Origin of the sequence: Bergeyella anatis (assembly GCF_036016955.1) — a bacterium.
Taxonomy (GTDB): domain Bacteria; phylum Bacteroidota; class Bacteroidia; order Flavobacteriales; family Weeksellaceae; genus JAYWXI01.
In genome coordinates this window covers 52,954-73,807 of the sequence record NZ_JAYWXI010000007.1, presented here as the reverse complement: position 1 = coordinate 73,807, position 20,854 = coordinate 52,954, and the positions used below count along the sequence as shown (strand labels likewise).

Sequence of the window (20,854 nt, the reverse complement as noted above, 5' to 3'; positions counted from 1 at the left end):
TTGTCAAAAGGAGGATATGGCGGCTTTTGTTTAAATTTGTTTACCTAAAAATAAATTATGTTTATACCTTATTTGCTTGTTATTTTTGGTTTTTTAGCTTTGGGCGAATTGGTGGTTTATCTTACGCAGATTCGTTTTCCTTCGAGTATTATCGGAATGCTTCTTTTGACGTTTTCTTTGCATAAGGGGTGGGTTAAGCTGCAATGGGTTAAGGGGATTTCGGATTTGCTGATTTCCAATTTGGGGCTGTTTTTTGTTCCGACGGGGGTTGGTTTGGTTTTGTATTTCGGGGTAATTAGGGCTAATTTTTTCCCTTTTGTATTTTCCATTGTTTTAAGTACGGCTTTGGTGATTGGAGTAACGGGGAAGGTTTATCAAAGCCTTAGAAAAAAAATCAAATAAGTATGGCTTTTGTGTCGAATCCTTTGGTTCTTTTTGCGGTGACTTTGCTTTTTTACTGGGCGAGCGGACGGCTTCATGCGCGTTTTTGTTCGGTGCTTTTGAGTCCGGTGCTTGTTACCATGGGGCTACTTATTGGGTATCTTTTGGTTTTTGATATTCCTTATGAAACATACGGAGAGGTTGGTCGGTACATTGATTTTTGGTTAAAACCTTCGGTGGTGGCATTGGGGGTTCCTTTGTATCTTCAGTTGGAGAGGGTTCGCAAGCAACTTTTGCCTATTGTTTTAGCTCATTTTTTTGGAAGTGTGGTTGGGATTTTCAGTGTTTGTATGACAGCTAAGAGCTTGGGGTCGGAAGCGGTTTTGATTCGTTCTTTGGCGCCTAAATCGGCTACGACTCCTATTGCAATTGAGGTATCCGAGAGTTTGGATGGCGTGGTAGCGCTTACTGTTGCGGCGGTTATTTTTACGGGGATTGTGGGCAGTGTTATTGGCGGGTGGGTTTTTCGACTTTTTCGGATTGACAGTCCTATGGGGCAAGGGATGGCTTTGGGAGCGGCTTCGCATGGTTTGGGTATTGTGGTGGCCAGAAGTATGGGGGAGAAACATGCGGCTTTTGCGGGCGTGGGATTGATTTTTAGTGGGATATTCACAGCGGTTTTAGCGCCGGTTATGGTTCCTTTTCTCTGTTGAATTTTCCCGAAGCACTGGAGTTGGCTTGGGTAATAATTTTTTGTAAATTCGCCAGAGTAAAAAAACAATACTAAGAGTAGAGAATTAACACTGCAAAAAAATAAAAATGAGTCAATTTGATGTTACCGTTATCGGTTCTGGTCCTGGTGGATACGTTGCGGCGATTCGTGCTGCGCAATTAGGTTTTAAGACGGCGATTATTGAGAAGTACCCTACGATGGGAGGGACTTGTCTTAATGTGGGGTGTATTCCATCCAAAGCCTTGTTGGACAGTTCGGAGCATTATCATAATGCGGTTCACAGTTTTGCTGGTCATGGTATTTTGGTGAATGAGCCCAAGGCGGACCTTACCCGCATGATCGAGCGCAAAAACGAAGTGGTAGACCAAACCACCAAAGGGATTCAGTTTTTGATGGACAAGAATAAGATTACGGTTTACGAAGGGGTGGGAAGTTTTGAGAGCGCCACAAAAATCAAAGTGACTAAGAAAGACGGTTCGGCCGAGGTTTTGGAAACCCAATATGCGATTATAGCGACGGGATCGAAGCCTTCTTCTTTGCCTTTCATTACCATTGACAAGGAACGAATTATTACCTCTACCGAAGCTTTGAACTTAAAGGAAATTCCTAAGAGGCTGATCGTGATAGGAGGCGGGGTTATCGGTTTGGAACTCGGTTCGGTGTACTTGCGTCTTGGGTCTGAGGTAACGGTGGTGGAATATATGGATAAGATTATTCCGGGGATGGATGGGGCTTTGTCTAAGGAGCTTCAGAAAGTTCTTAAAAAGCAGAAGATGAAGTTTGAGCTTTCTACTGCGGTTTCGGCGGTGGAGCGCGATGGGGATACCGTTAAGGTAACGGCGAAAAATAAGAAGGGAGAGGAAGTGGTTTTTGAAGGGGATTATGTTTTGGTTTCTGTTGGAAGACGGCCTTATACGAAAGGTTTGGGTCTTGAAAATGCCGGAGTTGAACTGGATGAGCGGGGACGTGTGAAGGTGAATGAACATTTACAGACTAATGTTTCTAATATCTATGCCATTGGTGATGTGATTCAGGGGGCGATGTTGGCGCATAAAGCTTCGGAAGAGGGGGTTTTGGTGGCAGAGCAATTGGCTGGACAGAAACCTCATATCAATTACAACCTTATTCCGGGAGTGGTTTATACTTGGCCGGAAGTGGCTGGTGTGGGGCAAACGGAGGAACAGCTTAAAGAGGCCGGTAGAGCCATTAAAGTGGGAAGTTTTCCGATGAGAGCATTGGGAAGAAGCCGGGCTTCGGGCGATATTGATGGGTTTATCAAAATTATTGCCGATGAACAGACGGATGAGGTGTTGGGGGTTCATATGATTGGGGCTCGTGCGGCGGATATGATTGCGGCGGCGGTTACCGCGATGGAATTCCGTGCCAGTGCGGAGGATATTGCTAGAATGTCCCATGCTCACCCGACGTTTGCGGAAGCCATTAAGGAAGCGGCTTTGGATGCGACGGGCAAGATTGCGATTCATATGTAAGGGAGCCTCCTTATTTTATAAAAAGAAGCCTGTTTCCATTGAAACAGGCTTTTTATTGTTCTTTAGTTTTACTTTTCTAAGCGAGGTTGGGGGAGGTTAATCGGTGAGGTTGCTTAGGGTTTTGTTTTCTAGAATTTTCAGGGAGGCGTCTCTTACTTCAATGAGAACGTCGTGGAGGCCGCAATGGTTTTCGTTGCAATGATCGCATTTTTGGTAGAAATTCAGGCTTACGCACGGAAGCATGGCAATGGGGCCGTTCACCAAACGGATGATTTTGGCCAGAGAAACTTTGTCCGGCTCTTGTTTTAGGAAATAGCCGCCACCTTTTCCTTTTTTACTGTCCAGTATATCGGCTTTTTTCAGCTCTAAAAGAATACTTTCCAGAAATTTGATGGGAATTTTTTTGGCTTCGGAAATTTCGGAAATAAGTACGGGGCCTTTGTGGCGGTTTTCCGTCAAATAACCTAAGGCTTTGAATGCGTACTGGGATTTTTTCGAAAGCATATGGCAAATTTAGGTTACTTTTGCGAAACAAAAAAAAATAAGACATGTTTTCTAAGCAGCAGGCACAGGCGTTGAAGAAGGAATTTTGGACGGCATTCGGAAAATCTTTTCCGAGGAAATGGATGTTGTACGATACCAAGATTAAGGATTTTTCGTTCAAGTTTTTTATTGATAACAAAAAGGCGGAGGTTTCTCTGGATATTGAAATGAAGGATGCGTTGCTCCGCGAGATTTACCATGAAAAAATCTGGTCTTTGGAAGCGATTTTGGAAGACTATATCGGAGCGTTTTTCCGTGAAGAATCTTATGTTTTGGAAAATGGCAAGGTTATCAGCCGCATTTGGGTGGAAAAACAAGGGGTTTCGGTGTTTAATAAGGCGACGTGGCAGGAGGTTTTTTCGTTTTTCGTTGAAAAGATGGATGGTTTTGAGCGGTTTTATTTGGAGTATGAAGATTTTATAAAAGACGTTTGATTTCCTTTTTTTACCCTTTTTATTTTGGGATTGAAAATAAGAAGCGCCGGGATTTTGTCCCGGCGTAAGATTTTCGCTGCAAGTGAATTTATTTTTTTCTCGGAGGAGCGAATTTTCTTTTTCTTAGACCGTAGAAAAAGGTGCCTAATACGGCGAGAATTCCTAAGGGGAGCAACAGGTTGAAAAACTGCCAATAGCGGCGTTCTTCTCCGATGCGTTGGCGATCCAGAAGTCGGGCTTCGATGTTTCGATTTCGAAGCGAAATTAGGTTTTGGTCGTCCAATAGATAATCGAGAGCGTTTCTTAAAAATTGTTCGTTGCCGTATTTTTGATTGGTCAGCAAATCTTCTCCAAGGGGAAGCGGGGCTCCTTTCAGGACTTGGTTACGGGCCACGTCGCCGTCGGCGATTACGATCATTTTATTTTCGGGGCTTTGGGCTCGAAAATTGGGGACTGTTGTTTTTTCACTCCGTTGGGCGTAAGCGGACGGAAATTTACCTTCCAGAGCGACGGCAAAAATTTTAGGTGGAGTGGGGCGTTCTGCCTCACCCAATGAGTCCAAACGCACAATCTCGGAAAGCGAAATGTAATTTGGTACGGTTTTTACGGCTGTTCGGTCGCTACTTTCGTAGAGCACTTTGGTTTGGATTCCCGGCCGTTTCAGGGTGTCGATAGAGGTTGGGAATTCTAATTTTACAGGATTAATGTTTCGGGTGATGGCGTGTTGTTTTTCAGCGATTCCCAAAGGGAAATAAGGCCAAATAAAACTGCTGTATTGAGGGTTTCCGGCCACTTCTCCGGTGGCAAGCCTGATCAGAGCGGATTTTTTGAAATCTTTTACCAGTCCGGGATTCAGACGGACCCCGTAGTTGAAAAGGAAGTCCGTCAAATTCAAATCAACGGGATAGGCCATGATCTTTTTGGCGTGAAAAAGCGTGTCCATTTCGGCGTTCACGGCATCCAGCATCCAAAGGGTTTTCCCTCCGTTCATGATGTATTGGTCTAGAATCACTTTTTCTCCGTCGGTAAAGGGCTTGCGGGGCTTGGCGATGACCAAAGCATCAAAACGTTTGAGATTGGGAACGTCGTCCATGGTCAATTCGCCTTTTTGGTTCGGAATCACGGGGCCTACGTTGTAGTTTTCCAAAGCCATTTGCATGAAAACCTGAAATTCGGTGGGTTTTAGTTCGTCGTGATTCACGAGTATGCCTATATTTTTCCGTTCTTCTATTGTAATGGCTCTGAGGTTGGAAATCAGGGCGTATTCCAAATTCTCGATGGAGCGAGTCATTTGTTCGGTACGGGACATTCCGGATTGTTGAAGAATCAGCGGGACGGAAGTGCCATAGCCGTCGTATTTTATCACGGCGTAAGGAAAAACCACAATTTGCTGTATTTTTCCGTCTTTCAAATCGGGGAGTATCGAAGGTTCCATTCCCATGGCCATCAGGGTATCTTGGGCGATTTTATTCTTGATGGGGTCGATGAGTTTGTAATCTATTTTGGGATTGATTTTTCGGAATTCTCCCAGCATGAATTCGGTTTCGCGTTGAAGTTGTTTGAAATCGGCAGGAAAATCGCCCTCCAAATAAACTTCAACCAAAAGGGGTTTTTGTATGGTTTTCAAAACCTTTACGGAAGCTTCGGATAGGGTATAGCGTTTTTCCGAGGTCCAATCGAACCTTAGGGAAAACCAGCCGAGGCTTCCGATCAAAAGAATACCGAGGAGAAAAGGGTAGAAAAGACGAGTTTTTTTCATTTTCTATAAAAATAAAAAGCGGAAGGGTTAACGTTTGCGTTGGAGGGCATAGCCGGATAAAACCAAACAGAGGACCATCACGAACATAAAATAAAAGATGTCCGCCGTATCGACGAGGCCTCGGGTAAAGGCGATGTAATGGTGGTAAAAGCCTAAGTTAGCCAAATAATAATCGGCAGCGCCGAGGAGTTTGTAATTGGCGAGTTGCTGCACTCCGAAAAAGGCGATGAAACAAACAAAAACCCCTGAAAGGTAGGCCATGATTTGATTGGAGGTCAGGCAAGAGGTCCATAGGCCGATGGCTGAGAATGCGGCAATTAACAAAATGAGCCCGAGATAGCTTCCCAATGTGGCTCCTACATCAAGGTTTCCGGCCGGAACTCCCAGGGTGAGAAGCGTGTACAGATACACCAGCGAAGGAAGAAGACACAAGATGCCAATCAGACTCACGGCAAAAAATTTTCCGAGAACCAAATCTTTTGTCGATAGCGGTTGGGCAAAGAGCCATTGGAGCGTGCCTTGCTGGGCTTCTTCCGCAAAGCTTTTCATGGAAATGGCCGGAATAACCAACATGAGAAGCCAGGGGCAGAGGGTGAAAAAACCGTGAAGCGAGGCTTGTCCTACCTCGAAAATATTGGTTTCGTTTTCAAAGAAGAACAGAAACAAAGCCGATACGGTACTGAAAGCGGCAATGATAAGCCATGCGCTCCAATTTCCGAAGTAGCTCCATAGTTCTTTTTTTAGTAATGCAATCATTTTGAAAAGGGGCTTAATTTTAAGTTTGAGTGGCGAAAAATTTACCTTTCTTTATTTTTTATTTTTGTTCACCCATTTTACTATCATCAGGATGGTCAGGACTAAAACGACAAAACCGGCAATTAATTGCCACCAGTAAGTGAGAACCAACGATTTTAAAATTACCGTAAAAACAATCAAAAATAAAAGGAATGTCGCTATCTCATTGGCTTGTCTTAGGGCAATGTTGGCCGTGGAAATGGATTGGCCATCGAGTTTTTTCAGTTCGTTGGTTTTTTTCCAGCACCAGTAGTGATAGAGGAAAAGCCCCAAAAGCAAGGTTAATTTAAGGTGGAACCAAGGCGATTGCATCAGTCCGTTATTGATGAAAATCATTGAGATTCCGCTTAGTAACATTAGAACAAAGGCGGGGACGGTGATGATGTTCCACAATCTTCTGGCCATGAAAACGTATTGTTCGCGAAGGACGGAACGTTTGGGTTCGGAAAAATCATCCGTATCCTTGTAGTACACAAAAAGGCGGACGAGATAAAAAATTCCCGCAAAATAACTTACCATGAAAATGATATGAACCGCTTTCAGAATAGGGTATGCCAGCATAATAAATAATTAAATGGTTGCAAAGATACTCTAAAACAACGGCAAAACGAAGTGAGGCCTTAGGAAAATTCCACGTAGATTTTCTCTCCTATGTTGATGCCCAATAGCGATTTGGCTCCGTTGTTTTTATTTCCTTTATAGATGCAGATTTCCAGTAATTCGGCTTCATTGAATACGGCGGCGGATTTGCCGTGGTATTCGCTTTCGCGGCTCCAATCTTTAACCAGATCGGTGTGATTGTTATGGACGGTGCTGAAGGCGTAATTTCGAAATCTTATTTTAAAGGCGGTGTGTTTAACCTCTGTTTTGAGGAAGAGGCTCCGGCTGATATTGGAAACCACATTGCCGAAATGATCGATGTATATGGCTTCGCCGATAATTATTTTTTCACTTTCGTTATAGACGGCATTGGAGTAGGATTTTTGTTGAGGGTCTTTTATGGGGCGTCCGATCACTTCGGGTGAGCCACCGCTGAGGAGGTAAACGGCGGTAGGGACGAAGATGTCCCTTACGGTGGAATTTACTTCGTCATCAAAGCGGTTGTTTAGAGTGATTTCGTAGACGGATTCGGGGTTGATGTCCTTGAATATCAGGCTTAGAATACCGTTGTCTGAGGCAATGAAATAATGCCCGTCCACTTTATAAAGAATAGGTCGGATTTCCTTTCGGTAAAAGCTGTCCACGCAGATGATATGAATGCTGTCTTTCGGGAAGTAGTGATAGGCGTTTCTTACTATATAAGCAGTTTGAAGCAAATTATGGGCTTCGATGTCGTGGGTGATGTCGATAATGCAGGCGTCTGGTTTTTGGGAGACGATGCAGCCTTTGATGGCTGCGACGCGGTAATCGACGATTCCAAAATCGGAAGTAAGCGTAATGACAGGCATGATGCAAAAATAGGAAATTATGGTTTTGGTCGAAAGGCAATTTAAGAATCCAGGAAGTAATTTTAACTAAAAAAAGATGTTTTTTTCTTAAGATTTTTCAAAAGATGTTAATCTTGGTTAAAAGTGTATTTTTTTTTAAAATCAGTGGTTTAGTCTTTTGGTTTCGGGGTTTATTTTTGTGCGGAACGAAAGGAATAACGTATGAGAATAAAATTTTATTTTTTAATTTTCGCTTTGGGGTGGTGTTGGTTGGGGGCGCAGGATTTTTCGGGGGAGGTTCGTACGGATGGGGTTGGGCTTCCTTCGGTCTTGGTGGTCAATATAAATACGTCTCAAAAAGTGTACAGCAATTTGCAGGGGGCGTTCGTTTTGCAGGCTTCCCAAGGGGATGAAATCCGCTTGATGAAACAAGGGTATGAGAGGGTCGAATTGCGGGTGGGGAAAGAGCGTTCGGTTTTGGTGAATATGCAGTCTGTTCCGAAGGCTATCGAGGAGGTTTCCATTGGTTTTCGTCCTTCAGGCGATTTGAAAAAAGATGCCGAGGCTCTGAACCGTCCGAATAGGGAGATTGCACTTAATAAAGAAGTCTATTCGTGGAGGGCTTCGGCGGCACCTAAGGCGGTTGCTCTGTTGCCGGCTATGCCTTCAACACTAAATCTTGGGCCGAATTATAAAGCGGGGCAAATTAATTTGCTTTCTGTCGGTGGGGATGGTGGTCTGATTGGGACGGCTGTCGGAGCGTTAAAAAAGAAATTGAATCCGAAAAAAGAACCTGATTTTACTCAAAGGCAGGCATTTTACCGCAGGGTGAAGGCTTCTTTGAACTTGGAAGAATATTATAAGTATGGGATTGACGACTACCAGTTGGATCAAATTTTGGTTTATGCGGATCAACGGTTTGATTTGACTAAAAATTATGCTTCGGACTTTAAAGAAGAAAGCATTGCAAGCTATTTGACCATTGCTCTGAGAGAGTTTTTGAAAATAAAATAAAGTCGGAATTAATTATTTTTTAAAACGGAATCTTTTTTTTCGTTCGGTAAAGCCTTAAATTGCGAAAAAAAGAAAAAATGAATCGGATTTTAGGACGTTTTGTGTTTGTTTGGTTAGGGTTGCTTTCGCTTTCGCTTTCGGCTCAGGGGTATTACGAGCCGCCTGTGAATGAAGAATTGGCGAAAACAAAATTGAAAGAGGCTTTTCATTTTCTTGTATTGGGGGATTGGGGGCGCAATGGCGAGTTTTACCAAAAACCGGTGGCTCGGCAGATGGCGATTGCTTCGAAAACTTTAGGGGGAGATATGGTGGTGTCTGTTGGGGATAATTTTTATCCTGACGGGGTGGCCAGTGTTCAAGATCCGCAGTGGAATGCTTCTTTTGAGTCAATATATTCCCAATATGATTTGAATAAACCTTGGCTGGTGGCTTTGGGAAATCATGATTATTATGGCAACTACGAGGCGCAGATTGAATATTCCAAAATTAGCCGTCGTTGGGTAATGCCATCCACTTATTTTTCCCGGACTTATAAGCTTAAGGGCGGCCAAGGGGAGGTTTTATTTTTGGTGATAGATACCAATCCTTTTATTTCCAAATACCAAAATTACAAGGGGAATATTGGGGATAACGTCAGAAAGCAGGATCCGCAGGCTCAGCTTGAATGGCTTAACGCTCAGCTTGCAAATGCGTCTTCATCGGTTCGGTGGATTTTTGTAATTGGGCATCATCCGCTTTACAGTGGAGGGGTGAGGAAGGAAGCCAAGGAAACGGAAGAAATAAGAGCCTTACTCGAACCGATTTTTCAAAAACACAAAGTGGACGCGTACTTTTGTGGTCACGAGCACGATTTGCAGATTATTCAGCCGAAAGGAAGCCGTACGGTTCAGTATTTGTCGGGGGCGGGAAGTGCCATTCGGCCTTCGGGAGAACGGGAAGGGACTAAATTTGCGGTTTCCGACGGAGGCTTTATGACGGCATCGGTAACGGGGAACCGATTAAGGGTTTCGGTTGTGAATGCGGAAGGGAAGGTGCTTTATACGTACGATCAGGAGAAGAAGGATTTCAAGAAATAAGTTTTAAAATCTGGTTTTTCAAGTATTGAGGCGGTGGCTTTGCAAAGCCACCGCCTCGGTTTTTTATTTTGAGTTTTTTTCGATTATTTGATGGCGGATTTTTGGGCAAATTCTTCGGCCATTTGTTCCATCCATTCGGCGACATCTTCTTCACCGGAGGCTCTTTGGTAGGTGTGGCTCAAGGAGATTAAAATTTGATGGATAAAGATTTTCATTTGGTCCAAGGGCATGTCTTTGGTCCAAAGGTCGATGCGTAGGGCTTCCATGGTTTTGTCGTCCCATACGGAAATCATGGTGGCTTTGGTGGGTTGTTTTTCGATGCCGCCGTCTTGGGCGTTCCAAGTGATGGTTTCGGGGACGTGATTTTCGTCCAGTTCTACGTCGATGGTAATTTGGGTTTTTCTCATAAGTCGGTTTTAGATATTGGGTGCTATGGTTTATACACCGCTTGGTTAAACAAAGTTTGGTTATCCATTTTTAGAAACTCTTGCAATGGGGTTTCGGGATGTTTTTTGTAGTAGGTTCGTGCAATTTGCCATCCGGTAAAGATGCCGATTTGGGGGGACGATTCGTTGTCGATTTCCGTGTAGAATTTGGAAAAGGGTCCCGGTGCGATAAAACGTTCGGCGAGTCTTTGGTCGTCGCTGAAGAGCAAGTTGTTTTCTACAAAGTAATTCCAAATGTTGCTTTCGTTGGCTTTGGCCCATTCGTATTGCGGGAGGGAATAGCCTATTTTCAGGTGGTCTTGCGTTTCGGGAAGAAAGGCATCTTGCAAAATCATGATTTTTCCATTGGAAACCAATTGGTCGATGAATTTGGTGTTGTCGTACTTTACGAAATTTTCGGCTATGGTTGCGGCAACTTTGGGCAGAAGGTTGTTTGGGTTCATGGATTTTTTAAAATAATTTTCCATGCCTTGGTATTCGGGAGCATTTTCGCCCAGAAAGCCTGTTATGTCGATGAATAAAAGGTTTTCGCTGGGGATGAAAAAAACCGGGTCCTTTGCCATTTGCAGGGCGGAGGAGAAGAGGTAAACTTTCGGTGGGGCGAATTGGGGGAAATAATGCTTTACTCTGGAGAAAAGCTGGTTTAAATCGTTTTCGAGTTTACCTTGGTCGATTTTTTTTACGGCGGTTTGGTAGATTTTTATTTCTTCGGGGTCTTTTCTTCTTTGGACAAAATCTTCATCCGAGACGCTTCCCTGAAACCACGGGTACTTTGCCTTGAACGTATCCAAGGGGTAGGTGGGATCGTAGAATGATTTGGAGAGGTCGGTAATGTTGGTTTTTTCCGTTACTTGTACGGGGTGTTCCCACGGGTTGGGAGTTTCTTTTTGGCAGGAAGAGAGGCTTCCCAACATTAAAAAAGCCCAAAAAGGCCAAAATCTAAAAAACTTCATTACTTTTACATCGAATTTAAAGCGTACAAAAGTAATAAATTTAAGCCGAATCTTTGGAAGAGAAGTAAGGTTGAGATTAGCGTATGAAAACAGAAAAAATTATTGAACATATTGTGGCTTGGCTTCGGGATTATGCTCGAAAAGCGGGAGTTAAAGGGTATGTGATTGGCGTTTCGGGGGGTGTTGACAGTGGAGTGGTATCGACGCTGTGCGCCATGACGGGACTGGAGGTGTTAGCTTTGGAAATGCCGATACGGCAACCGGAGGATCAGGTGAGCCGTGCGCAGGAGCATATTCGTTTTTTGACGGATAAATACCCGAATGTCAGAGGGATGACGGTGGATCTTAATGAAGCTTTTGAGGCTCTTTACCGTACGTTTGATGTGCAGGACGGGCAGTACCCTTCGGAAAAACTAGCTTTTGCTAATACGAGGAGTCGTCTGAGGATGTTAACGCTTTATTATTATGGTCAGATTAACGGTTTGTTGGTTTGTGGAACGGGGAATAAAGTGGAGGATTTTGGGATTGGCTTTTACACGAAATACGGTGATGGCGGAGTGGATGTATCTCCGATTGCGGATCTTTACAAGACGGAGGTTTATGCTTTGGCGAGGGCTTTGGACTTGCCGGAGTCGATTAAAAATGCGATTCCTACGGACGGCTTATGGGATGTGGATCGTACGGACGAACAGCAGATTGGAGCGACTTATCCGGAGTTGGAGGCTATTCAGAAGGAATGGGGAACAAAAACGGAGGCGGATTACGAGGGGAGATCGCTTGAAGTATTTCGGATTTTTTCTCGAATGAATAAGGCGGCTCAGCATAAGATGAATCCGATTCCGGTTTGCGACATCCCGGAGGAGTGGAGAGGGTGATAAAAAAGAAAAACGAAGACAGATGAACGGAACAAAAAGGAATTATGTTATATTTTTCTTGGTTGGAGCGTTGTCTATGTTTTTGGGCATGCATGTGTTCAATAACTATACGATAGCGAAAAAGCAGGAAGGTAGCTCGTTGGAGTCGGTGCAGGTTCGAGGGGAGCAGCAGGATGCAGTTTTGACTTCGCGGGAGCGGATAGATGAATTGACGGCTGAAAGTCGGGTGGTTTCGTACGTGAAATCCAACGGGCATTTGCCGGATTATTATCTTACTAAAGCGCAGGCTCGTAAGCGGGGATGGGTGGCTTCGGAGGGGAATTTGTGCGAGGTGCTTCCTGGTCGGGCGATTGGTGGGGATCGTTTTTCCAATCGTGAGCGAAAATTCCCTGAGGGGGTAACTTACTACGAAGCGGATGTTAATTACCGTTGTGGCCGCCGTGGTTCGGATCGGATTGTGTTTACGGAATCTGGGGAGGTATGGCTGACGCACGATCATTACAAAACTTTTACGAAACAATAAACTAAACTATTGGATACAGATGAATACGGTTTATATTGATTTTTCCACGATTGGGGATTTTGAGGATTTTTATGAGCAATTAAAAGCGAAGCTTACTCTTTCGGATCATTTCGGGGGCAATTTGGATGCGCTTTATGACAGTTTGTCCGGGGAGGTTTCGCTTCCTTTGCATTTGGAATTGGTTAACATGACGGTTGATCAATTGGAGGATTTTGAGGACTTGCTTTCGGTTTTGGAAGAAGCGGATGAGGAGGTGGAAGGGTTTAGCTTTTCGTATTATTTGGAACAATACGAGGACGAGGACTGAGACTGCTTAGGGGAATTTTAAGATTACTTTAGATTGTAACAAGAAAAAGCTTCGGTGTATATCCGAAGCTTTTTTCTTAAAGTTATTATTTTGCGCTTTGCTATCTGGATGCGATAGACAGGTTTACGGGCATTATGTAAACCTTATCGGTGGTCATTTCAGAAGGAAATTTGTAGACCAATTTTTTCATGACGGACTCCAGTTCCTGATTGACATACTCGCAATCGCCTTGTGCGTCTATGTTTTTCATTTTTCCGTTTTCGGCGATTTCAAATTTTACGATGCTTTGGGCTTGGCCTTCGCTAAGGTTGGGGTTGGTGTAATCGAATTGCAATCCGATAAGGTTTCTTAGCTGTTGAAAGCCGTCTTTGGAACTTAGGTTAACTTCTTGGATGAGATTGCTATCTTGGGCGTTAACGTTGGAGATCATGCCTGCGAAGAGTAATACTCCCAAAACCCCTGCTGTTTTTAGAAAATTTTTTTTCATCATGTGTGGATTTTTGAGGTTGTTAATAAGGATTGTTGATTGACTATCAAATCTTAAATCTGAATACAAAGTAAATAAATTAAAATTAAATTAACAATAAATTAATAAATAATTAATATTAATTTTTTGGATTTTTAATTTTTATTCCAATTTGTTTTTGGAGGTTGCTTTTTGTTTTACTGAGGCAGAGGCGTTGTGATTTCTTTTTTTTTCGATACTCCCTAAGAAGTAAAATCACTACATTTGTTGGATGTTAAACGATCGAATTCAAGAACAATTTCGGCAGCTTGTAGAGAATAAATATCAGGTCTACAATGCGCTTTTCATGAGCCTTCCTTACGACAAAATGGCCAATATCGGTATGCTTTTGCCATTTCTTTACGAGAAGAGCAAGGCGGGGTACGAGAAAGGAAAAAATCCGGTGGAAATCGTGGATGACTTTTTCAGTAAACATACCGAGTTGGTTTCGGAGCCTCAGAAATTGGAACTTCTGTTTAAGATAGTCCAGTATATTGAACGTCAGGTGGTTCTATTTGATAGTATTGAGGATGCGGCTTTTTCCGAACTTCATTCGTCAAGCGATGCGGGAACTGTCCGCCAATTGTACGAGAGGAGCGCGGGGGAGCAAAAGCTGGAAGCGGTTCGGGAAAAATTGGAAGATTTTGCGGTTCGGGTGGTTTTTACGGCGCATCCTACTCAGTTTTATCCTAATGCGGTGCAGCGTATTTTGCATGATCTTCGCGGGGCGATTCGCCGGGATTCCATCGGAGAGATCGACGAGTTGTTGCAGCAGCTTGGTAAGACGCCTTTTCTTAATAGGGAAAGGCCTACGCCTTTGGATGAAGCTCGAAGTATTATTTATTATTTGCGTTATGTTTATTACGATACGATTGGCGAATTGTATAAAAAGCTGAAGTTAACGTTTGCAGCCAACCATTTTGTGCCTAATCCGGATGTGGTTCAGTTGGGATTTTGGCCGGGAGGGGATCGGGATGGGAATCCTTACGTGACGGCGGAAATTACTTTGAAGGTGGCTCAGGAGCTTCGTTTGACGATTTTGAAATGCTATTACGAACATCTTAAAACCTTGCGTCGTCGTTTGAGTTTTCGAGGGGTTTCTGAGGTTTTGGAATCACTCAGCGAAGGGCTGTACGGCAGCATTTTTAATGGGGCGCCATCCATGTCTTCGGAGGAAATATTGGCGAAGTTGGATCAGGCTCAGGAGCTTTTGGTGACTCGTCACGGGGGGCTTTTCTTGGATTTGCTTCAGGATTATAAGGATCGGGTGCGGATTTTTGGGACGCATTTTGCCACGTTGGATATTAGGCAGGATAGCCGCGTCCATCAGGCGATTGTGGATGAAATTTTAACCTTGAAGAGTGGTCGTCCGGCTTCCGAATATACCGTGGAAGAAAAGATGGCTTGGCTTTTGACTACGGATCTTTGTCTTGATCCGGAAGATTTTGAGGGACTGACGAAAGAAACCCTCCGAAGCATTGTTAATGTCAGGGCTATTCAGCGGGAGAATGGCGAGCGGGGACTTCACCGTTATATTATTTCTAATTCGGATCATGTTAAAGATGTGCTTAATGTGTATGGTCTTTTCCGTTTGTGCGGTTATAAGGAGGAGGAGATTAACATGGATATTGTGCCTCTTTTTGAAACCATGGAAGGGTTGGCGAATGGGCCGGAGGTGATGAAATCGCTTTACGGGATGCCTCAATATCAGGCGCATTTGAGACGACGAGGTAATCGGCAGACCATTATGCTTGGGTTTTCCGACGGAACAAAGGACGGGGGGTATTTGAAGGCTAACTGGGAGATTTACGAAACCAAGGAGAGGCTTACCCAACTATCGGAAGAATGCGGCTATAAAGTGGTCTTTTTTGACGGTAGAGGCGGGCCACCGGCCAGGGGAGGCGGGAAGACGCATGATTTTTATGCTTCGCAGGGGGCGACCATTGCCAATCACAAAATTGAATTGACTATACAGGGGCAGACGATTACTTCCGTGTTTGGGAATAAGGATCAGGCGCAGTATAATTTTGAGCAGCTGCTGACTGCGGGAATCGAAAACGACGTGTTCAAGACTTCTAAAAAGCAGCTTAGCTGTTCGGAGAGGGCTTTGTTGGAGGAATTGGCCGAACTCAGCTTTAAGAAGTATAGCGACTTGAAAGCGCATCCTATGTTTGTGCCTTATTTGCAGGAAATGAGTACGCTGCCTTATTATGGAAAGACCAATATCGGCAGTCGTCCGAGTAAACGGGGTGCCGGGGACGATCTGAAGTTTGAGGATTTGAGGGCGATTCCATTCGTGGGGTCTTGGGCTCAGCTTAAACAAAATGTTCCGGGCTTTTTTGGTTTTGGGACGGCATTGAAGGCGCTGAAGGAGGGTGGACGTTTTGAGGAGGTTAGAGCTTTGTACAAGGGATCGGAATTTTTTAAAACGCTTGTGCTTAATTCCATGATGAGCATGAATAAGTCTTACTTTCCGCTTACGTCTTATATGAAGCAGAATTCTAAATTCGGGGATTTTTGGACGATTCTTTTTGAGGAGTATGAGGCTTCCAAAGCGCTCATGTTAGAGCTTACGGGGTTTGATGTGCTTCAGCAGGAAGAGCCTTTGTCCCGCCAATCCGTAAAACTTAGGGAAAGGATTGTTTTGCCGCTGCTTAGTATTCAGCAGTATGCTCTGATGAAGATTCAGCAGGGCGGGGAGCACACCGAGGTTTACGAAAAACTTGTGATGCGATCGCTTTTCGGTAACATCAATGCCAGCAGAAATTCGGCTTAAAATTTTTTTAAATCTACAAATAGCCCTAACTTTGAGGGATAAAGCAGTTTTATGAAAAAAATACAAATGGTTGACTTGCAAAGTCAGTATTACAAAATAAAATCGGAGGTGGATAATGCACTCCTTAACGTGATGGATTCGGCGGCTTTTATCAACGGTCCTGAGGTGAAGTCTTTCCAAAAAGAGCTGGAGGACTATTTGGAGGTGAAACATGTGATTCCTTGTGCCAACGGCACGGACGCTTTGCAGATTGCTTTAATGGCGTTGGGTTTGAAGGAGGGGGATGAGGTCATTACTGTGGATTTTACGTTTGCGGCTACGGTGGAGGTGATTCATCTTTTGAAGCTGAAAGCGGTTTTGGTGGATGTGGATTACGATACGTTTACCCTCGATACGGAGAAGTTGAAAGCGGCAATTACGGATAAGACCAAAGCGATTATCCCGGTTCATCTGTTTGGGCAATGTGCCAATATGGAGGAGATTTTGAAGATTGCTCAAGCGCATGGTCTTCATGTTATTGAGGATAATGCTCAGGCGATTGGCGCCGAATATACTTTTTCCGACGGACGGGTGAAAAAATCGGGGACAATGGGAACAATGGGCACGACGTCCTTTTTTCCTTCTAAGAATTTAGGTTGCTACGGCGACGGAGGCGCGATTTTCACTAATGATGATGATTTGGCGCACAAGTTGCGCGGGATTGTCAATCATGGGATGTACAAGCGTTATTACCATGACGAAGTGGGGGTTAATTCCCGTTTGGATAGTCTTCAGGCGGCTATTTTGAGAAAAAAACTACCTCATTTGGATGCTTATAATGAGGCTCGGCGACGGGCGGCAGATTATTACGATGAGGCCTTTTCGGGGCATCCGTCTATTTTGATTCCTGTGCGTGCGGATTACAGTACCCACGTTTTTCATCAGTATACTTTGCGTATTCTCAACGGGAAACGCAATGCGTTGCAGGCGTTTTTGGCGGAAAAGGATATTCCGGCTATGATTTACTATCCTGTGGCTTTAAGAAACCAAAAGGCCTATTTTCAACCCAGTGAGGCTTCGGATTTTGTTAATACCGATCGTCTTTTGGATCAGGTGATTTCGCTTCCGATGCATACGGAATTGGACGAGGAACAATTAAAATACATCACGGATTCCGTTTTGGAATTCCTTAAAAATTAAGATCAGGATGGCTATACTGGTAACGGGAGGATTAGGGTATATCGGCTCGCATACGGTGGTGGAATTGCTTAATGAGGGCTTTGAGGTGGTTATTGTGGACGACTTGTCCAATTCGGAGAAATTCATTTTGCATAATATCGAGGCAATAACGGGAAAAAAACCGGTTTTTTATCCTTTCGATCTTAAGCGCAGGGAGTTGTTATCCCAAGTGTTGGAAGCTCATTCGATTGAGGGGTGCATTAATTTTGCGGCGTATAAAGCGGTGGGCGAAAGCCAGGAAAAACCAGTGGATTATTACGAGAATAATTTGTTTTCGTTGATTAATCTTTTGCAAGAGTTTAAGGCTAAAGGCGTTTCTAATTTTATTTTCAGTTCGTCTTGTACGGTTTACGGTCAGGCGGATCGGATGCCTATTGACGAGGATACTCCGTTGAAGTTACCGGAGTCTTCTTATGGGAAGACCAAGCAGATGGGGGAAGAAATTTTAAGGGATTTTGCTTTGGCGTACCAAAAGAAAGTATCGCTTTTAAGGTATTTTAATCCGATAGGGGCTCATCCCAGCGGACTTTTGGGCGAGTTGCCTATTGGGGTTCCTAATAATTTGGTGCCTTATGTGATGCAGACGGCGGCGGGCATCAGGGAGTGTCTTTCTGTTTGGGGAGACGATTATCCTACGCCTGACGGAACGGCTATTCGGGATTACATTTACGTTGTGGATTTGGCTAAGGCTCATGTTGCTGCGCTTCGGAAGCTGTTGAACGAGCCGGATCAGGCCTTGGTGGATGTTTATAATTTGGGAACGGGAAAGGGGGCTTCGGTCTTGGAAGTGGTTCATGCTTTTGAGCGGGCTAACGATGTGGAAGTGCCTTACCGGATTTGCGAACGTCGTGCCGGTGATATTACGGTGGCTTACGCCAATGCCGATAAAGCAGAAAGGGAATTAGGCTGGCGTTCGGATACGTCTTTGGAGGAAGCTCTTAGGACGACTTGGCAATGGCAGCAATACTTGGATCAAAGAAAAGCGTAAACCAATAGTTTTTGCCACGGTAAAGGTTATTTGGAAGTTAAAAAAGGATTTTTTAAAGGGATAATAAAAACAGATTGATTATGAGAAAGATTGCTTTAGCTTTTTTGTTTGGCGGGATGCTTTTAGCGTGTTCCAAAACCGAATCTTCGCCCGAGAAAGAAAAAATGACCGTACTTGAAGAGCCTGTGGAAGCGACGGCTTCTCCTCAGGAGCATGAGGGGCGAACGTTGATTAACGGGGCAGATTGTTTGGCTTGCCATAAGGAAGAAGGGAAATTGGTGGGGCCGTCGTATCGGGAGATTGCGGCGAAATACACGCAGGATGATGTGGACCAATTGGCCGATAATATCATCAATGGAAGCTCCGGCGTTTGGGGAGCGGTTCCGATGGCACCTCATGCGGGACTAAGTAAGGAAAATGCTAAAAAAATGGTGGAATATATCCTGACGCTCAAATAAGCGAACGATTAAAAAAGAAATAGTAAAAATGCTCCGAAGAAGAAAGGAGCATTTTTTTTGTGTCAATTTGTCATAAAAAAAGGCTTGGTATATTTTTAGAGAGTATGGAAAGCGTAAAACAAAATTGTTTAATAAAAAAATAAAATAAATAGTATGAGTAAGATTATTGGAATTGACCTTGGGACGACCAACTCTTGTGTTGCGGTAATGGAGGGTAAAGACCCTGTTGTGATCCCAAATGCGGAAGGGAAGAGAACCACACCTTCCATTGTAGCGTTTACGGAAGACGGCGAGCGTAAAGTAGGAGATCCGGCTAAGAGACAGGCGGTAACTAATCCTAAGAACACCGTTTATTCCATCAAGCGTTTTATCGGAACTCACTTCAAGGACGACAGTTCGGAGATTACTAGAGTTCCGTACACGGTGGTTTCAGGACCGAACGATACCGTGAAAGTAAAAATCGACGAAAGAGAATACACTCCTCAGGAAATTTCGGCGATGATTCTTCAGAAAATGAAGAAAACGGCAGAGGATTATTTGGGGCAAGAGGTCTCTCGTGCGGTGATTACGGTACCGGCTTACTTTAACGATGCGCAAAGACAGGCGACGAAGGAAGCAGGTGAGATTGCGGGGCTTAAAGTAGAGCGTATTATCAACGAACCTACGGCGGCAGCTTTGGCTTACGGTTTGGATAAAGTAGGCAAAAAAGACATGAATGTGGTGGTTTTCGACTGCGGTGGAGGAACGCACGACGTGTCGGTTTTGGAAATGTACGAGGTGGATGGAAATGCTTCTTTTGAGGTGAAGGCTACCGATGGGGATACTCACCTTGGAGGGGACGACTTCGATAACGTGATCATCGACTGGATGGCGGCCGAATTCCAAGCGGAAGAGGGCGTGGATCTTAAAACGGATGCTATTGCTCTTCAAAGATTGAAAGAAGCGGCTGAAAAAGCTAAAGTGGAATTGTCTTCTTCAACACAGACGGAGATTAATTTGCCTTATATCACGGCGACGGCTTCAGGGCCTAAGCACTTGGTTAAAACTCTTACCAGAGCGAAATTTGAGCAGTTGGCCAGCGATTTGATCCAAAGAACGATTGAGCCTTGTAAATCGGCGCTTAAAAACGCAGGTATGAGCGTTTCCGATATTGATGAAATCATTTTGGTAGGAGGTTCCACAAGGATTCCGGCTATTCAGGAAGCGGTAGAAAAATTCTTTGGTAAGGCTCCGTCGAAAGGGGTTAATCCGGACGAAGTGGTGGCTATTGGAGCGGCCATTCAAGGGGGTGTTCTTACGGGAGATGTGAAAGACGTGTTGTTGTTGGACGTTACTCCGCTTTCTTTGGGTATCGAAACCATGGGATCGGTTTTCACGAAGTTGATTGAAGCCAACACTACAATTCCGACGAAGAAATCCGAAGTGTTTTCTACGGCATCGGACAACCAGCCGGCGGTAAGCATCCGCGTAGGACAGGGGGAAAGACCGATGTTTAACGATAACAAAGAGATTGGACGTTTCGACCTTACGGATATTCCACCTGCACCTAGAGGGGTTCCTCAGATTGAGGTAACGTTCGATATTGATGCGAACGGTATTTTGAGTGTATCGGCAAAGGATAAAGGTACCGGAAAAGAGCAGTCTATTAAGATTCAGGCTTCTTCGGGCTTGTCCGACGAGGAAATCGAAAGAATGAAGAAAGAAGCTCAGGAAAATTCGGCAGCGGACGCGAAGCGAAAAGAAGAGGCTGATCTTCTTAACAAAGCCGACGGGCAAATCTTCCAAACGGAAAAACAATTGAAGGAGTTTGGCGATAAGATTTCAGCGGATAAGAAGTCGGCTATCGAAGCGGCGGCAGCAGAATTGAAAACCGCTTTTGAAGCGAAAGATATCGAAGCGATCAAAACCAAATCCGAGGCATTGGATGCGGCTTGGATGGCGGCTTCAGAAGAGTTGTACAATGCTCAGGCTCAGGCTCAGCAAGGTGCTGATGCGGGGGCAGGCCAGTCTGCAAACAATGGAGCGGATGATGTACAAGATGCCGATTTTGAAGAAGTGAAATAATGGTTAGTTGATTGCTAATAATTAGTAACAAGCCGCCGTGAAATATAATTTTCACGGCGGTTTTTTTGTCAAGTTTATACTATCGTTAT

The 20,854-nt window shown here is 44.3% G+C and carries 22 protein-coding genes; 14 read left to right on the top strand and 8 right to left on the bottom strand.

The features are described 5' to 3' along the window. The first annotated feature begins 57 nt into the window (after positions 1 to 57). From VQ048_RS06635 to lpdA, 3 genes are all read left to right on the top strand, one after another. Positions 58 to 402 (top strand): CidA/LrgA family protein, encoded by a 345-nt coding sequence (locus VQ048_RS06635; protein ID WP_327610905.1) that lies wholly within the window; start codon positions 58 to 60, stop codon positions 400 to 402. 2 nt (positions 403 to 404) lie between these two features. Beyond that, positions 405 to 1,094: an LrgB family protein gene (locus VQ048_RS06630; RefSeq protein WP_327610904.1), complete on the top strand. Its 690-nt coding sequence runs from the start codon at positions 405 to 407 to the stop codon at positions 1,092 to 1,094. Positions 1,095 to 1,200: 106 nt separating this feature from the next. Continuing rightward, positions 1,201 to 2,604, top strand: a complete 1,404-nt coding sequence (lpdA, locus tag VQ048_RS06625; RefSeq protein ID WP_327610903.1) for a dihydrolipoyl dehydrogenase — start codon at positions 1,201 to 1,203, stop codon at positions 2,602 to 2,604. A 96-nt stretch (positions 2,605 to 2,700) separates the two neighbouring features. Here the strand turns inward: lpdA and VQ048_RS06620 are convergent, their stop codons facing one another. Further along, complete coding sequence (locus VQ048_RS06620) at positions 2,701 to 3,108, bottom strand: RrF2 family transcriptional regulator (protein WP_327610902.1); 408 nt, start codon at positions 3,106 to 3,108, stop codon at positions 2,701 to 2,703. A gap of 44 nt (positions 3,109 to 3,152) precedes the next feature. Between VQ048_RS06620 and VQ048_RS06615 the strand changes: the two genes are divergently transcribed. Continuing rightward, a complete protein-coding gene (locus VQ048_RS06615; protein WP_327610901.1) occupies positions 3,153 to 3,581 on the top strand; it encodes a DUF4268 domain-containing protein in 429 nt (142 codons plus the stop codon). Between the two features lie 88 nt (positions 3,582 to 3,669). Here VQ048_RS06615 and gldG read toward each other — a convergent pair whose 3' ends face one another. The 4 genes from gldG to VQ048_RS06595 all read right to left on the bottom strand — a co-directional run bounded on the left by gldG (position 3,670) and on the right by VQ048_RS06595 (position 7,583). Then, complete coding sequence (gene gldG / locus VQ048_RS06610; protein WP_327610900.1) at positions 3,670 to 5,340, bottom strand: gliding motility-associated ABC transporter substrate-binding protein GldG; 1,671 nt, start codon at positions 5,338 to 5,340, stop codon at positions 3,670 to 3,672. A gap of 27 nt (positions 5,341 to 5,367) precedes the next feature. Beyond that, on the bottom strand, positions 5,368 to 6,096 hold the full coding sequence (locus VQ048_RS06605; RefSeq protein ID WP_327610899.1) for an ABC transporter permease subunit: 729 nt from the start codon (positions 6,094 to 6,096) through the stop codon (positions 5,368 to 5,370). A 51-nt stretch (positions 6,097 to 6,147) separates the two neighbouring features. After that, a complete protein-coding gene (locus VQ048_RS06600) occupies positions 6,148 to 6,693 on the bottom strand; it encodes a CopD family protein (protein WP_327610956.1) in 546 nt (181 codons plus the stop codon). A gap of 62 nt (positions 6,694 to 6,755) precedes the next feature. Further along, positions 6,756 to 7,583 carry an SAM hydrolase/SAM-dependent halogenase family protein gene (locus tag VQ048_RS06595; protein WP_327610898.1) on the bottom strand — a complete coding sequence of 276 codons (828 nt, stop codon included), beginning with the start codon at positions 7,581 to 7,583 and terminating at the stop codon, positions 6,756 to 6,758. A gap of 201 nt (positions 7,584 to 7,784) precedes the next feature. On the opposite strand from VQ048_RS06595, the gene VQ048_RS06590 reads away from it, so the two are divergent. Continuing rightward, the gene (locus VQ048_RS06590; RefSeq protein WP_327610897.1) at positions 7,785 to 8,576 is read left to right on the top strand and encodes a hypothetical protein; all 792 of its coding nucleotides are present in this window, start codon (positions 7,785 to 7,787) and stop codon (positions 8,574 to 8,576) included. 77 nt (positions 8,577 to 8,653) lie between these two features. Continuing rightward, complete coding sequence (locus VQ048_RS06585) at positions 8,654 to 9,652, top strand: purple acid phosphatase family protein (protein ID WP_327610896.1); 999 nt, start codon at positions 8,654 to 8,656, stop codon at positions 9,650 to 9,652. Positions 9,653 to 9,735: 83 nt separating this feature from the next. On the opposite strand, the gene gldC is transcribed toward VQ048_RS06585, so the two are convergent. Next, positions 9,736 to 10,059: a gliding motility protein GldC gene (gene gldC / locus VQ048_RS06580; protein ID WP_327610895.1), complete on the bottom strand. Its 324-nt coding sequence runs from the start codon at positions 10,057 to 10,059 to the stop codon at positions 9,736 to 9,738. A 23-nt stretch (positions 10,060 to 10,082) separates the two neighbouring features. Beyond that, complete coding sequence (gene gldB, locus VQ048_RS06575; RefSeq protein ID WP_327610894.1) at positions 10,083 to 11,051, bottom strand: gliding motility lipoprotein GldB; 969 nt, start codon at positions 11,049 to 11,051, stop codon at positions 10,083 to 10,085. A gap of 83 nt (positions 11,052 to 11,134) precedes the next feature. On the opposite strand from gldB, the gene nadE reads away from it, so the two are divergent. From nadE to VQ048_RS06560, 3 genes are read left to right on the top strand one after another with little or no spacing between them, the layout of a single operon-like run. Further along, positions 11,135 to 11,926: an NAD(+) synthase gene (nadE, locus tag VQ048_RS06570; protein WP_327610893.1), complete on the top strand. Its 792-nt coding sequence runs from the start codon at positions 11,135 to 11,137 to the stop codon at positions 11,924 to 11,926. Positions 11,927 to 11,948: 22 nt separating this feature from the next. Next, positions 11,949 to 12,449, top strand: coding sequence for a ribonuclease domain-containing protein (locus VQ048_RS06565; protein ID WP_327610892.1), 501 nt, complete (start codon positions 11,949 to 11,951; stop codon positions 12,447 to 12,449). A 19-nt stretch (positions 12,450 to 12,468) separates the two neighbouring features. Continuing rightward, on the top strand, positions 12,469 to 12,756 hold the full coding sequence (locus VQ048_RS06560; RefSeq protein ID WP_327610891.1) for a barstar family protein: 288 nt from the start codon (positions 12,469 to 12,471) through the stop codon (positions 12,754 to 12,756). 100 nt (positions 12,757 to 12,856) lie between these two features. Here VQ048_RS06560 and VQ048_RS06555 read toward each other — a convergent pair whose 3' ends face one another. Then, a complete protein-coding gene (locus VQ048_RS06555) occupies positions 12,857 to 13,246 on the bottom strand; it encodes a hypothetical protein (protein ID WP_327610890.1) in 390 nt (129 codons plus the stop codon). A 247-nt stretch (positions 13,247 to 13,493) separates the two neighbouring features. Here VQ048_RS06555 and VQ048_RS06550 point away from each other — a divergent pair, with 247 nt between their 5' ends. From VQ048_RS06550 to dnaK, 5 genes are all read left to right on the top strand, one after another. Beyond that, on the top strand, positions 13,494 to 16,037 hold the full coding sequence (locus VQ048_RS06550; protein WP_327610889.1) for a phosphoenolpyruvate carboxylase: 2,544 nt from the start codon (positions 13,494 to 13,496) through the stop codon (positions 16,035 to 16,037). 51 nt (positions 16,038 to 16,088) lie between these two features. Continuing rightward, a complete protein-coding gene (locus VQ048_RS06545; RefSeq protein ID WP_327610888.1) occupies positions 16,089 to 17,216 on the top strand; it encodes a DegT/DnrJ/EryC1/StrS family aminotransferase in 1,128 nt (375 codons plus the stop codon). Between the two features lie 7 nt (positions 17,217 to 17,223). Continuing rightward, entirely contained in the window at positions 17,224 to 18,243 is a 1,020-nt protein-coding gene (gene galE / locus VQ048_RS06540) for a UDP-glucose 4-epimerase GalE (protein WP_327610887.1), read from the top strand. Between the two features lie 80 nt (positions 18,244 to 18,323). Continuing rightward, on the top strand, positions 18,324 to 18,701 hold the full coding sequence (locus VQ048_RS06535) for a c-type cytochrome (RefSeq protein WP_327610886.1): 378 nt from the start codon (positions 18,324 to 18,326) through the stop codon (positions 18,699 to 18,701). A 153-nt stretch (positions 18,702 to 18,854) separates the two neighbouring features. Continuing rightward, complete coding sequence (gene dnaK / locus VQ048_RS06530) at positions 18,855 to 20,765, top strand: molecular chaperone DnaK (RefSeq protein WP_327610885.1); 1,911 nt, start codon at positions 18,855 to 18,857, stop codon at positions 20,763 to 20,765. The last annotated feature ends 89 nt before the right edge of the window (positions 20,766 to 20,854 follow it).